Below are 13,472 nucleotides of genomic sequence, written 5' to 3'. Positions count from 1 at the left end.
TCCCGAGCCCCGCCTCAGAACGCGTGCAGGTTCGCTCGCAGCCCGCCGTCGACATACTCGCGACGCAGGATGCCGCGTCGGCGCAGAACCGGGACGAGCTCGTCGAGCGTGCGGTGCAGGGTGACGGGATGGAAGTCGCCCCACAGCAGCACGCCGTCGTTGCCCCAGTCGCCGAGCTCCTCGATCAGGTCGGCGAACTCCTCCGCGGTTCCGACGAATCCCGAGCGATCGCTGATGCGGCCCGTCCGTGCGAGGGCTGCGAGGTGGGCGCGCAGCGGGGCATCCGGTCCGCGGTCACCGATCAGACGTCGGATGCTGCCCTCGGAGACGTGCTCGCCGAAGATCGACGGGTCGAGCGGCCGATCGAGGTCGAGTCCGGTCAGATCGGTCTCGAGGTCGCTCGACTGCTTGCGGGCGATCTGCACGAGCGCCGCATCGTCGGGGTGGGCGGATGCCGCCACGATCCGGTCCGCCTCCTCCGCCGAGGACGTGATCACGGGCTGGATCGCGAAGAGGATCTTGACGTCCTCCGCGCGGCGGCCGGCGGCGGTCGCCGCGGCGTGGATCTTCGCGCGGTAGGCGCGGACGGAGTCCTCGGTCAGCGGCGCGAGTGCCAGCTGCACGTCGGAGTTCGTCCCGGCGAAGCCGAGACCGCGTCCGGAGCCGCCGGGGGAGACGATCGCGGGCTCGCCGTCCACGAACGGCAGCGCATTCAGAGGCCCGTCGAAGGCGTAGTGCTCTCCGCGGTGCTGCACCGGGCGCAGCTTCGATCCGTCGGCGAACACGTCCGTCGCTCGATCGCGCACAAGGGCCCCGTCGTCCCAGCTGCGCCACAGCGAGCGGATGCCGTCGAGCCACTCCTCGGCGCGGTCGTAGGCGGCGTCATGACCCAGTTGCGGAGCATCCGAGAAGTGTCGTGCGCTGCCGGTGTCGGTCACGACGTTGAGCCCGAGCCGGTGTCCGCTCAGGTGCTGCAGCGTCGCGAACTGTCGTGCAGAGGTGTATGGCAGGGACGCTGCGGGGTTGACGGTCGGGACCACACCGAGATGACGGGTCGCCTGGAACAGATACGGTGCCAGCAGCAGAGGGTCGTGCTTCGGACCGCCGAACGCGTGCCGGACGCGCAGATCGATCGTCTCGGCGGAACCGAGCGACGGGGCATCCTCGATTATGACCAGATCGAACCCCGCCTGCTCGAGAGTGCGCGCCGCCTCCTGATAGATCTCGGGCCTGGTCCAGTCGTAGTCCCAGTCCAGCGAGGGGTAGCCCCAGCCCTGCGGCCCGAAGCCGCGGGCGAGGAACCATCCGAAGTGCTGCGGCCGGCTCATGCGACCTTCTCCCACACGGTCGCGAGGACGCGGGAGAGGTCCTCGATCAGGTCGTCGACGGACTCGATGCCGATCGATACGCGTAGGGTGCCGGGATGGATGCCGTGCGCCTCGCGCTCCTGCTCCGTCCGGTGCGAGTGGCTCGTGGTCGCCGGATGCAGGACGAGGGAGCGCACGTCGCCGATGCGCGTCATGTGCGTGAACACCTGCACACTCTCGACGAAGTCCCGTGCTGCTTCGAGTCCGCCGCGCAGGGTGAACGTGAAGATCGAGCCGTAGCCGCCGCTCAGGTAGCGCTGGGCGAGGTCGTGGTCGGGATGGCTCTCGAGCCCGACGTGATCGACGCTCTCCACAGCCTCCTGGGCCTGCAGCCAGCGCGCGATCTCGAGGGCGTTGCGGGATTGGCGTTCGACGCGGAGTCCGATCGTCTCGGCGCCCTGTCCGATGAGGAAGGCGTTGAGCGGCGAGGGGGAGGCTCCAAAGCGTGGCGCGACGCTCTCACGGGCGTAGGCGATGCGGGCATCTCCTCCGTGCCTCTCGAAGATACTGGGGGCACCGCCGGCACCTGGCGCGAGCAGATGCGGCGCGTGGCGACCCGACAGGGTCGCGTCGAAGCGCCCGCCGTCGATGATGACGCCGCCGAGCACCGATCCGTGACCGGCGAGGAACTTCGAGGCCGAGTGCACGACGATCGACGCACCGTGCTCGAGGGGGCGCACGAGGTACGGGGTGGCGAGCGTGTTGTCGACGATGAGGGGGATCCCGGTCTCGTCGCCCACCGCGCTCACCGCGGCGATGTCGAGGATGTCGTTGCGGGCGTTCGCGATCGACTCGGCGAACAACGCCCTGGTGTTCGGTCGGATCGCGGCACGCCAGGCCGCCGGATCGCGGATCTCGTCGACGAAGGTCGACTCGATCCCGAGCCTCGCCAGGTTGTCCACGAGAAGGCCGCGGGTGCCCTCGTAGATGTGCGTAGAGGCGACGATGTGATCGCCTGCCCCGGCCACGGTGAGCAAGGCGATCGCCACGGCGGCCTGCCCGCTCGCCACGAGCACGGCATCGGAGCCGGACTCCAGATTCGCGAGCTGCCGCTCCACGGCGCGCAGCGTGGGGTTCCCGGTCCGCGTGTAACCGAAGCCCTCGCCCGTGCCGAAGTGGTGCGCGGCGTGATCGAAGTCCTCGAACTCGAACCCCGCCGTGAGGTATATCGGCGTCGCGCGGGACGGTGCCGTCTGACGACTGCGCCCAGCATGCAGTGCGCGGGTGAAGAAGCTGGGGGAGTCGGTCATGGCTGGCACCTCTCGGGTCGATGGCGTCCAGAGTGTCACGGCGTGTCTCGCGCTGCTCATCGAGTGGTAATCTGACGACATGCGGATCGTGCTCCTTCTTAGCGGCCGCGACGAGACCTCGTTCTGAGCCCCTCCTCGTCGCGGAGTCCATCGTGGGCCGAACCGCCAGCTTCAGGAGACACGCAATGAACACCCCCGCAGAGAACGCCGCTTCCGCACGCACGAGGACCCTGGCCGAGAAGGTCTGGGACGACCACCTGGTCGTCAAGGGCGAGAACGGCGAGCCGGACCTCATCTACATCGACCTGCACCTCGTGCACGAGGTCACCAGCCCGCAGGCCTTCGACGGGCTGCGGGCCGAGGGGCGCCCGCTGCGCCGACTCGACCTCACGATCGCGACCGAGGATCACAACACCCCCACGTGGGAGATCGACAAGCCGATCGCCGATCTGACGAGCCGCACCCAGATCGAGACGCTGCGGCGCAACGCCACGGAGTTCGGTGTGCGGCTGCACTCGCTGGGCGACGCGGAGCAGGGCATCGTGCACGTCGTCGGCCCGCAGTTGGGACTCACGATGCCGGGCATCACCGTCGTCTGCGGCGACTCGCACACCTCGACGCACGGCGCGTTCGGAGCGATGGCCTTCGGCATCGGCACGAGCGAGGTCGAGCACGTCATGGCCACGCAGACGCTGCCTCTCAAGCCCTTCAAGACCATGGCGATCAACGTCGAGGGAACGCTGAAGCCCGGCGTCACGGCCAAGGACATCATCCTCGCCGTGATCGCGAAGATCGGCACCGGCGGCGGCCAGGGATACGTGCTGGAGTACCGCGGCAGCGCGATCCGTGCGCTGTCGATGGAAGGCCGCATGACCATCTGCAACATGTCGATCGAGGCGGGTGCTCGCGCCGGCATGGTGGCTCCGGACGAGACCACCTTCGCCTACGTCAAGGACAAGCCGCACGCGCCGCAGGGCCAGGACTGGGACGACGCCGTCGCCTACTGGCGTACGCTGCCGACCGACGAGGGCGCGACCTTCGACGCCGAGGTGTTCATCGACGCCGACGAGCTGGAACCCTTCGTCACCTGGGGCACGAACCCCGGGCAGGGCAGCTCGCTGTCGGCATCCGTTCCGAACCCGATGGACATCCAGGACCCGAATGAGCGTGCCGCAGCCGAGCGGGCACTCGAGTACATGGATCTGACCCCGGGCACTCCGCTCAAGGAGGTTCCGGTCGACGCGGTGTTCATGGGCTCGTGCACGAACAGTCGCATCGAGGACCTGCGCGCCTTCGCGTCGATCATCGAGGGCAAGAAGAAGGCCGACGGCGTACGCGTCATGGTCGTACCGGGATCGGCGCGCGTGAGGCTCGAGGCCGAGGCAGAGGGTCTAGACAAGATCATCACCGACTTCGGCGCCGAGTGGCGTTTCGCCGGGTGCTCGATGTGCCTCGGAATGAACCCCGATCAGCTCGCGCCGGGTGAACGCTGCGCGTCGACCTCGAACCGCAACTTCGAGGGACGCCAGGGCAAGGGCGGACGCACGCACCTCGTGTCTCCGCTGGTCGCTGCGGCGACCGCGATCCGCGGCACCCTGTCCAGCCCGAGCGACCTGGAGGTCTGACTCATGGAGAAGTTCACCACGCACACCGGTATCGCGGCCCCGCTGAAGCGGTCGAACGTCGACACCGACCAGATCATCCCGGCCGTCTTCCTCAAGCGCGTCACCAAGACGGGCTTCGAGGACGCGCTGTTCCACGGGTGGCGGCAGGATCCCGAGTTCGTCCTCAACCAGCCGGCATTCCAGGGGGCATCGGTGCTCGTCGCCGGACCCGATTTCGGCACCGGATCGAGCCGCGAGCACGCGGTGTGGGCGCTGCGCGACTTCGGCTTCAAAGTCGTGCTGAGTCCGCGTTTCGCCGACATCTTCCGCGGCAACTCGGGCAAGCAGGGCCTGCTCGCGGCCACCGTCACCGAGGCCGAGGTCGAGCAGATCTGGGCCGAGATCGACAAGGATCCCGGCGCGCAGATCACGGTGGACCTCGAACAGCGCACCGCCTCGATCGGCGGGTTCCAGGCCGACATCGGTATCGACGATTACACTAGATGGCGGCTCCTCGAAGGGCTCGATGACATCGGGCTCACGCTGCGCAACGAAGACAAGATCGCGCAGTTCGAGGCCCGACGAGAGTCGTGGCGGCCTCGCACTCTTCCCGTCAGGTGACGTAGAGGGGGCGGGCGAGCAAGGGGCACCCGCCCCCGAACACCTGGAACGAAGTGAGGCCCCGAATGACGACACCCGTGCGCGACGCTCTCCCCGAAGGAGTCCCTGCACTCACCGGAGACGTCCTCGCCATTCGTGGCGGGCGCCCGCTCCGCGGACGCGTCGACGTCAAGGGCGCGAAGAACCTCGCCACCAAGGCGATGGTCGCGACCCTGCTCGGCGAGACGGCCAGCACTCTGCGCGACGTCCCCGCGATCAGCGACGTCGCCGTGGTCCGCTCGCTGCTCGAGGTGCACGGCGTCCGCGTCAGCGAGGGCGACGAGCCCGGCTCGCTCGTGTTCGACCCGAGCGACGTCGAGTCTGCCCACTTCGAAGAGATCGACGCCCATGCCGGCGCCTCTCGTATTCCGATCCTCTTCTGCGGCCCGCTGCTGCACCGTCTCGGTCAGGCGTTCATCCCCGATCTCGGCGGCTGCCGCATCGGCGACCGTCCGATCGACTTCCACCTGGACGCGCTGCGCAAGTTCGGCGCCATCGTCGAGAAGCTGCCGAGCGGCATCCGTCTCTCCACGGGCGGCGAGCGTCTGCACGGCGCGAACATCCACCTGCCGTACCCGAGTGTCGGCGCCACCGAGCAGGTGCTGCTGACGGCGGTCCGCGCCGAGGGGACGACCGAGCTGCGCAACGCGGCCATCGAGCCCGAGATCATGGACCTGATCGCGGTGCTGCAGAAGATGGGCGCGATCATCTCCTACGAGCCGAACCGCGTCATCCTCATCGAGGGCGTCGAGAAGCTCCGCGGCTACGACCACCGCTCGATCTTCGACCGCAACGAGGCGGCCTCCTGGGCCTCTGCGGCGCTCGCGACCGATGGCGAGATCTTCGTCGGCGGTGCCAAGCAGCAGGAGATGCTCACGTTCCTCAACGTCTTCCGCAAGGCCGGCGGCTGGTTCGACATCCAGGAGGACGGCATCCTGTTCCGTCGCGAGGGCGAGCTCAAGCCCGTGGTCGTCGAGACCGACGTCCACCCAGGCTTCATGACCGACTGGCAGCAGCCGCTGGTCGTCGCGCTGACACAGGCGAACGGCCGCTCGGTCGTGCACGAGACGGTGTACGAGAACCGGATGGGCTTCACCGAGGCGCTCGTGAAGATGGGCGCCGACATCGTCGTGCACCCCCACGGGTTGCAGGCCGGACCGCGTCGGGTCGCCCGCCGCGAGCTGGAGCAGGCGGCCGTGATCACCGGACCGACTCCGCTGCACGGCGCCGACATCGTCGTGCCCGACCTGCGCGGCGGGTACAGCCACGTGATCGCGGCGCTGACCGCGACGGGCGAGTCGAAGGTGTCGGGCGTCGACATCCTCAGCCGCGGGTACGAGAAGTTCCTCGCCAAGCTCGACGCCCTGGGCGCTGACTTCGACGTCATCCGGTGACCGACGTGCGCTCCGGATCGGAGACGCGTCGGCCCAGCCTGTTCTGGCCGCTCGCGGCGATCGTCGTGCCGGTGGTCTCGCTCATCGCGAAGATCCGCATCTCCGGTGCCGAGAAGCTCCCTCGTGAGGGCGCTTACGTGCTCGCACCCAACCACTACTCCGAGTTCGATCCGCTCATCGTGGCGGTCGCGGTGTGGCGGATGGGCCGTGCGCCGCGTTTCATGGCGAAGGAGAGCCTGTTCCGCGTGCCGGTGCTCGGTGCGGCGCTGCGCGCGACGGGGATGATCCCTGTGGCACGCGCCTCTTCCGCAGCCTCGGCGAAACAGACGATGGCGCAGTCGGCCGCGCTCGTCGAGAACGGCCGCGGTGTGATCGTCTATCCGGAGGGGACCCTCACCAGGGATCCTGCTCTCTGGCCGATGCGCGGCAAGTCCGGTGCCGTGCGGCTGGCCCTTGCCGACGGCATCCCGCTCGTCCCGATGGCGCAGTGGGGAACGCAGGAGATCATGGGGCGGTATCAGAAGGGGCTCAGCCTCTGGCCGCTGCGCAAGCCGGTCAGGGTGCTCGTGGGCGACCCGATCGACGTCTCCGATCTCCGAGGCCGGGCAAGCGAGCCGGCGGCGCTCAACGAGGCGACCGCCAGGCTCATGAACGCGATCACCGCCCTTCTCGAGGAACTGCGCGGTGAGAAGGCTCCCGCGGAGCGCTGGAACCCGTCATCGCACGGTCAGAACGAGACGGGGCGCCTTGACTCCTAGACGACAGCCGCAGAGCGGCCCTCGGGTCGCGGTCATCGGTGCGGGCAGTTGGGGCACGACGTTCGGCAAGATCCTCGCCGACGGCGGCGCCCAGGTCACGATGTGGGCCCGGCGGGCCGAACTCGCGCAGGAGATCAACGAGGCCAAGCGCAACTCGCGCTATCTGCCCGGGATCAACCTGCCACGCAGCATGGGGGCGACGCACGAGCTCTCGCTCGCATTGCGTGACGTCGATCAGGTCTACCTGTCGGTGCCGAGTCAGTCGCTGCGTGAGAACCTCAAGGCCCTGCGACCGCTGCTCTCCCAGAACGACGTCAAGATCGTCAGCCTCATGAAGGGCGTCGAGAAGACGACGGGCCTGCGGATGAGTCAGGTCATCGAGCAGGAGTTGCGCTGCGATCCCGATCGGATCGCCGTCGCCTCCGGTCCCAACCTCGCGCTCGAGATCGCTCGCGAGCAGCCGACCGCCGCGGTGATCTCCTCTCGCAGTCAGGAGACCGCGGAAGAGGTCGCTCGCGCGGCGAGGAACTCGTACTTCCGCACCTTCGTGAACACGGATGTCATCGGCACCGAGTTCGGCGGTGTACTGAAGAACCTCATCGCAGTGGCGATCGGCATCGTCGACGGTGTCGGTTACGGCGAGAACACCAAGGCGTCGATCATCACGCGCGGTCTGGTCGAGATGACCGACTTCGCCGTGGCGAACGGCGCCCACCCCGAGACGCTGCAGGGACTCGCGGGGCTCGGCGATCTGATCGCCACGTGCCAGTCTCCCCTCAGCCGCAACAACACGGCCGGACGCCTGCTCGGCCAGGGCTACAGCTTCCAGGACGTCGTGAAGCAGATGCAGCAGACCGCCGAGGGACTCGCGTCCGTGGCTCCGGTGCTGCAACTCGCCCGCGAGTCCGAGGTGCACATGCCCATCGTCGAACAGGTGAAGATGGTGCTCGACGGGAAGATGAACCCGCGCGACATCGCACCCCACCTGACGACGGACGACGACACCCCCCAAGGGGAGAGGACCAACCATGGACAAGCAGACGGTGGTGGTGCTCTTCGGCGGGCGCTCCAGCGAGCATTCGATCAGTTCCGCCACGGCGGGCGGAGTTCTGGGGTCGATCGACCGTGACCGCTATGCGGTGATCCCGGTCGGCATCACCCGCGAAGGGGCGTTCGTCCTCGAGGACGACGACCCCGCCAAGTTCCCACTGGATGCCGCGCACCTGCCGGAGGTCGTCGACAACGGCACCCGCGTGCTCTGGCCCGAGCCGGGCGGCGACCGCACCCTGCGCGTCGTGCAGTCCGACGGCACCGTCGAGGGACTCGGTGAGATCGACATCGTGCTCCCGATCCTGCACGGTCCGCACGGTGAGGACGGCACGATCCAGGGGTACTTCGACACCCTGGAGGTGCCGTACGCGGGCGGCGGCGTCCTCGACTCGGCGCTCTGCATGGACAAGCACTTCATGAAGATCGCGCTCCAGGCCGCAGGCATCCCCGTGGCGCCGTGGGCGACCGTGCGCGCGAGGCAGTGGGCGGAGTCGCCGGAGCAGGTCCGCGCCTCCGCCGCTGCACTCGGCCTGCCGCTCTTCGTGAAGCCGGCCCGCGCCGGATCGAGCGTGGGCGTGTCGAAGGTGGCGCACCTCGACGAGCTCGCGGACGCGCTTGCCGTCGCCTTCGCAGAGGACGACAAGGTGCTCATCGAGACCGGTGTGTCGGGACGAGAGATCGAGGTGGCGGTGCTCGAGGGGGTGGACGGCGTGCGCGCGTCGCTCCCGGGTGAGATCGTGCTCACCTCGCGCGGCTTCTACGATTTCGAGGGCAAGTACCTCGGTGGCGACGGCGTCGACGTCGTCTGCCCCGCAGAGCTGACGGATGCCGAGATCACGGCGATCCAGGAGATCGGGGTGCGGTCCTTCGAGGCGGTGGACGGTCGCGGGCTCGCGCGCGTCGACATGTTCCTGACCGCAGACGGCGAGCTGGTCGTCAACGAGCTGAACACGATGCCGGGCTTCACACCGATCTCCATGTTCCCCAAGTGCTGGGTGGCATCGGGATTGAGCTACGGCGATCTGATCTCCGAGCTGATCGAAGCCGGCCTGCGCCGCTGACCGGGAGCTCCCGCGGAGAGCGGCTGCTCAGCCCTCTCCGCGGTCGGTGCACTTGGCCGTGGCCGGAGTGAGTCCTGCCTGGATGCTGCGGGAGATCTCGTCGACCACGGTCGCGAAGTCGATGTCCAGGCCGCGCTTGATCGTGACTTCGACCGCGGGGTCGCGACCGTAGGTCACCAGGCGCTGACGCTCGTCCTCCTGGGCGAGCACGAGCCAGTCCACGCCACCGATCGTCTGGCAGACGAGTTCGGAGGGTGCGGGCACCGCGACGCCGCAGCGCAGCGCGATGTCGGGGGCGCCCCATGCTGCTGTGGCCTGAGCATCCGTCCACACGCGGTCGTGACCGGCGACGCTGTCGGGCACGAGAACCGAGACGTCGGCGCACGCCGGGTCGTTCGCGGCATCGGCAGGTTCGAGGTGCACGGTGGTCGAGCATCCGGACACCAGCGCGAGAAGGGCTACGGCCCCCGCGGCGATGACGGGACGGCGAAGGCGGAGCATGCTTCCAGGCTACCTTTGAGTTCATGCCCACCCGACGCGACGACGATGATCCCCTGCTCGCCGACGTCTCGGAGGGGGACATCCTCCGAGCGATCCTCGCGCGGACGGTGCCTGCGACGCACACGATCCTCGGGCCGGGTGATGACGCCGCTGTGATCGCTGCTCCGTCCGGCAGCGTCGTCGCTACGACGGACACGCTCGTGCACGGTCCGGACTTCCGTCTGGCCTGGTCGTCGGGGTACGACCTCGGATGGAAGTCCGCCGCGGTGAACCTCGCGGATGTCGCCGCGATGGGAGCTCGTCCGACGGCACTGCTCGTGGCTCTGGCTGTGCCGCGCGATCTTCCGCTGTCGTTCGTCGAGCGTCTGGCCGACGGCTTCCGCGAGGCCTGCGCGGCTCTCGCTCCCGGATGCTCGGTGGTCGGCGGTGATCTCACGGTGTCCGACGTCCTGACGGTCGCGGTCACCGCGCTCGGCGACCTGGAGGGCAGGCCGGCCGTCACCCGTTCCGGTGCACGGGCGGGAGACGTCGTGGCGATCGCCGGGGAGCTGGGAGTCGCGGCCCGCGGGCTCGCGATCCTGTTCGGACGATTCCGAGACGGCACGACGCCCATTCCCGTGGACCGCGGGGCACTCGCGGGCGGTGAGGCTGCGGCGGTGGACGCGCAGCTGCGTCCGTCACCGCCCATCGGTCTGGGTCCGTTCGCGGCCGTCGCTGGGGCGACGGCGATGATGGACGTCTCCGACGGGCTGGCGCTCGACGCCCGACGACTCGCCGTGGCCTCCGGCGTGACGGTCGCCCTCCGCCGCGCGGATCTCGGCGATGATCCGCTTCGCGCTCTCGCGGGTGGCGAGGATCATGCGCTGCTCGCGACGTTCCCGCCGGGCGCTCTGGCGCCCGGCTTCCGGGTCATCGGGGAGGTGCGCGCCGCGGGCGAGCACTCTCTGCTGTGCGATGACGAGCCGGTCGATGTGAGCGGCTGGGACCCGTACCGTGATTGGGACGCAGCCGCAGGGTGAGACGCGGTCAGTCCGTGGCCGGCTCCGCCCACCACAGCGTGGTGTCGCCATAGGTCTTCTCCCGGATCAGGGAGAGCCCCGCTGTGTCGAGCTCCGGGGGAGTGGAGCGCTTGGCCCGCTCGATCACGACCACTGCGTCGTCGGACAGGAGCGGAGCCAGGGCCACCAGATCCGCGGTCATCGCGGCGTCGTCGAGGTCGTAGGGCGGATCGGTGAACACGAGGTCGTAGGGCCCGCCGGCGCGGAGCAGGAACGGATGCACCGCGCTCTCGTACACGCGCGCGACCGGCAGATCGCCGGACTTCGCGACGATCTCCGCGTTCCGGCGCACGACGGCTGCGGCCTGGCGTCCGCGCTCCACGAGATCGACGGCGATGGCGCCGCGGCTGAGAGCCTCGAGCCCGAGTGCTCCGGAGCCTGCGTACAGGTCGAGGACCCGCGCCCCCTCGATCGCATCGAAGGACTCCAACGCGCCGAAGAGCGATTCGCGGACGCGGTCGCTCGTGGGGCGGGTGCCCGCCCCCGGTACGTCGAGTCGTGCGCCGCGCGCGCGTCCTGCGATGATCCTGGTCACCCGTTCACGATAGTGCCGGTCGTGTCCGCTGCCGTCCCTAGACTCGAACCATGTCGCTCACGCTGGATGCATCGCTCGATGAGGCGCTGGGGGCTGCCCCGGCCAAGACCCTCCATCGCGCGTTCGGCATGCAGTCCGTCGGCGATCTGCTCTCGCACTATCCGCGTCGCTATGCGGACCCCGCAGAACTCACGCCCATCCGAGAGCTGCCGCTCGGCGAGACCGTGACCATCGTGGCGGAGGTCCTGTCGTCATCCGCCCGCGCGATGCGCAATCGCAAGGGGGCGATGGTCGACGTGATCATCGGCGACGGCATCGGCAAGATGTCGCTGACCTTCTTCGCCAAGAACCTCGGTGCGGCGAAATGGCGCTCGGAGGAGCTCGCGGTCGGCCGCCGAGGGGTGTTCTCCGGCAAGGTCGGGGAGTTCAACGGCGTGACGCAGTTCGCGCACCCCGAGTACGAGTTGTTCGACGACGAGGACTCGGCACGCCGGCACGCGGATGCGATGGCGGCGGAACTCATCCCGATCTACCCGGCGACCGCGAGCCTGCAGACCTGGCAGATCGCCAGGTTCGTCGGCCGGGTGCTCGATGATCTCGACGACATCCCCGAGCCGCTTCCCGAAGCGGTGCGCCGGCGCGAGGAGTTGCTGACGGCGAGAGAGGCCCTCGAGCAGGTCCATCGCCCGAAGACCCGCAACGACATCGACCCCGCTGTGCGCACGTTGCGCATGCACGAGGCGTTGACTCTGCAGACCGCACTGCTGCAGCAGCGCGACGCGGTCAGGGCGTTGGCGGCGACCCCGCGTCCCGCGGTGCCCGGTGGTCTGCTCGAGCGGTTCGATGCGGCGCTGCCGTACACGCTCACCCCCGACCAGCAGACGGTGGGCGAGCAGGTCGCGAAGGACCTCGTGGGCGCGTGGCCGATGAACCGTCTCGTCCAGGGCGAGGTCGGTTCGGGAAAGACTCTCGTCGCGCTCCGCGCCATGCTGCAGGTGGCGGAGTCCGGAGGACAGGCGGCGCTCATCGCACCGACCGAGGTGCTCGCCGGACAACATCTGCGTTCGATCGCGAAGATGCTCGGTCCCGAGCTCTCACCTCTGCTCATGCCGACGCTTCTCACCGGGCAGATGCCCGCGGCCGAGCGTCGAAAGGCCGCGCTCCGCGTCGCTTCGGGCCAGGCGCTGATCGTCGTCGGCACGCATGCCCTCCTGGGTGAGAAGACCACGTTCGCCGACCTCGGGCTCGTCGTGGTCGATGAGCAGCACCGCTTCGGTGTCGAGCAGCGCGAGGCTCTGCGTGCGAAGGGATCGAGCCCGCACGCCCTCGTGCTCACCGCGACTCCGATCCCTCGCACCGTCGCGATGACGGTCTTCGGAGATCTCGACACCTCCGTGATCCGCACCATGCCCGCAGGCCGCGCCGGCATCCAGTCGTTCGTCGCTCCGCTCGCCGAGCATCCGGCCTGGTGGGGGCGGGTCTGGGAACGCGCCGCGGAGGAGATCGCTCAGGGACGCCAGGTCTTCGCCGTGTGCGCCGCGATCGACACCACGAAGAAAACGGCCGAAGCGGGCGCTCTGCTCGCTCCCGAGGGCACGAGCGGTCCCCGTTGGGGCGTCGTCCAGCTCGACGAGGCGCTGTCCACGCACCCGACGCTGGGCACGACGCGGCGCGCCGTGCTGCACGGCAAGATGCCCTCGGACGAGAAGGATGCCGTGATGCAGTCCTTCGCGCGCGGCGAGATCGATCTGCTGTTGGCGACGACCGTGATCGAGGTCGGCGTCGACGTACCGAACGCGTCGACCATGATCGTGCTCGATGCCGATCGATTCGGCGTGTCGCAGCTGCACCAGTTGCGCGGACGCGTGGGCCGAGGCGGCGTGCCGGGCCTCTGCCTGCTCGTCACCGAGGCGGAAGCCGAGTCTCTGGCGCGCGAGCGCGTCGACGCCGTCGCCGCGACTCTCGACGGATTCGCCCTGGCCGAAGTCGATCTCGAACTCCGTGGCGAGGGGGACGTGCTGGGGGCGGCGCAGGCCGGGGTCCGCTCCTCGCTCAAACTGCTGCGTGTGGTGAAGGACTCCAAGCTCATCGTCCGTGCCAGGGAACTCGCCGAGGTGATCCTCGCGACCGATCCCGATCTCACCGCCCATCCGGGCCTGCGCGAGGCGATCGAGCGTCGTGTGTCGGATGACGACCGCGCAGCGCTGGCCAAGAACTGACGTGGCCTAGGCTGG

At 69.1% G+C, this 13,472-nt stretch carries 12 protein-coding genes; 8 read left to right on the top strand and 4 right to left on the bottom strand.

Translation table 11 applies throughout. The features are described 5' to 3' along the window. Positions 1–14: 14 nt before the first annotated feature. The gene (locus ACI3KS_RS08095; RefSeq protein ID WP_404917035.1) at positions 15–1,328 is read right to left on the bottom strand and encodes an LLM class flavin-dependent oxidoreductase; all 1,314 of its coding nucleotides are present in this window, start codon (positions 1,326–1,328) and stop codon (positions 15–17) included. Beyond that, positions 1,325–2,617 (bottom strand): O-acetylhomoserine aminocarboxypropyltransferase/cysteine synthase family protein, encoded by a 1,293-nt coding sequence (locus ACI3KS_RS08090; RefSeq protein WP_404917033.1) that lies wholly within the window; start codon positions 2,615–2,617, stop codon positions 1,325–1,327. Before ACI3KS_RS08090 ends, ACI3KS_RS08095 begins: the two co-directional genes overlap by 4 nt. Before the next feature lie 185 nt (positions 2,618–2,802). On the opposite strand from ACI3KS_RS08090, the gene leuC reads away from it, so the two are divergent. The 6 genes from leuC (at position 2,803) to ACI3KS_RS08060 (ending at position 9,144) form a co-directional block, all read left to right on the top strand. Next, positions 2,803–4,242 (top strand): 3-isopropylmalate dehydratase large subunit, encoded by a 1,440-nt coding sequence (gene leuC / locus ACI3KS_RS08085; protein WP_404917031.1) that lies wholly within the window; start codon positions 2,803–2,805, stop codon positions 4,240–4,242. Between the two features lie 3 nt (positions 4,243–4,245). Further along, a complete protein-coding gene (gene leuD, locus ACI3KS_RS08080; protein ID WP_404917029.1) occupies positions 4,246–4,842 on the top strand; it encodes a 3-isopropylmalate dehydratase small subunit in 597 nt (198 codons plus the stop codon). Positions 4,843–4,907: 65 nt separating this feature from the next. After that, positions 4,908–6,275, top strand: a complete 1,368-nt coding sequence (murA, locus tag ACI3KS_RS08075) for a UDP-N-acetylglucosamine 1-carboxyvinyltransferase (protein WP_404917027.1) — start codon at positions 4,908–4,910, stop codon at positions 6,273–6,275. After that, positions 6,272–7,033, top strand: a complete 762-nt coding sequence (locus tag ACI3KS_RS08070; RefSeq protein WP_404917025.1) for a lysophospholipid acyltransferase family protein — start codon at positions 6,272–6,274, stop codon at positions 7,031–7,033. Before murA ends, ACI3KS_RS08070 begins: the two co-directional genes overlap by 4 nt. After that, positions 7,023–8,162: an NAD(P)H-dependent glycerol-3-phosphate dehydrogenase gene (locus ACI3KS_RS08065; RefSeq protein WP_404917022.1), complete on the top strand. Its 1,140-nt coding sequence runs from the start codon at positions 7,023–7,025 to the stop codon at positions 8,160–8,162. The genes ACI3KS_RS08070 and ACI3KS_RS08065 overlap by 11 nt, the downstream gene beginning before the upstream one ends. Next, positions 8,062–9,144: a D-alanine--D-alanine ligase family protein gene (locus ACI3KS_RS08060; protein WP_404917020.1), complete on the top strand. Its 1,083-nt coding sequence runs from the start codon at positions 8,062–8,064 to the stop codon at positions 9,142–9,144. The genes ACI3KS_RS08065 and ACI3KS_RS08060 overlap by 101 nt, the downstream gene beginning before the upstream one ends. A 27-nt stretch (positions 9,145–9,171) precedes the next feature. On the opposite strand, the gene ACI3KS_RS08055 is transcribed toward ACI3KS_RS08060, so the two are convergent. Continuing rightward, positions 9,172–9,645: a DUF3515 family protein gene (locus ACI3KS_RS08055; protein WP_404917018.1), complete on the bottom strand. Its 474-nt coding sequence runs from the start codon at positions 9,643–9,645 to the stop codon at positions 9,172–9,174. Between the two features lie 23 nt (positions 9,646–9,668). On the opposite strand from ACI3KS_RS08055, the gene thiL reads away from it, so the two are divergent. Beyond that, positions 9,669–10,664, top strand: coding sequence for a thiamine-phosphate kinase (thiL, locus tag ACI3KS_RS08050; RefSeq protein WP_404917016.1), 996 nt, complete (start codon positions 9,669–9,671; stop codon positions 10,662–10,664). A gap of 7 nt (positions 10,665–10,671) precedes the next feature. Here thiL and rsmD read toward each other — a convergent pair whose 3' ends face one another. Beyond that, positions 10,672–11,238: a 16S rRNA (guanine(966)-N(2))-methyltransferase RsmD gene (gene rsmD, locus ACI3KS_RS08045; protein WP_404917014.1), complete on the bottom strand. Its 567-nt coding sequence runs from the start codon at positions 11,236–11,238 to the stop codon at positions 10,672–10,674. Between the two features lie 50 nt (positions 11,239–11,288). Between rsmD and ACI3KS_RS08040 the strand changes: the two genes are divergently transcribed. Next, positions 11,289–13,457 (top strand): ATP-dependent DNA helicase RecG, encoded by a 2,169-nt coding sequence (locus ACI3KS_RS08040; RefSeq protein ID WP_404917012.1) that lies wholly within the window; start codon positions 11,289–11,291, stop codon positions 13,455–13,457. The last annotated feature ends 15 nt before the right edge of the window (positions 13,458–13,472 follow it).

The organism is Microbacterium sp. ZW T5_45 (assembly GCF_044987415.1).
Lineage (GTDB): Bacteria > Actinomycetota > Actinomycetes > Actinomycetales > Microbacteriaceae > Microbacterium.
This window is presented reverse-complemented; position numbering and strand designations above follow the sequence as displayed.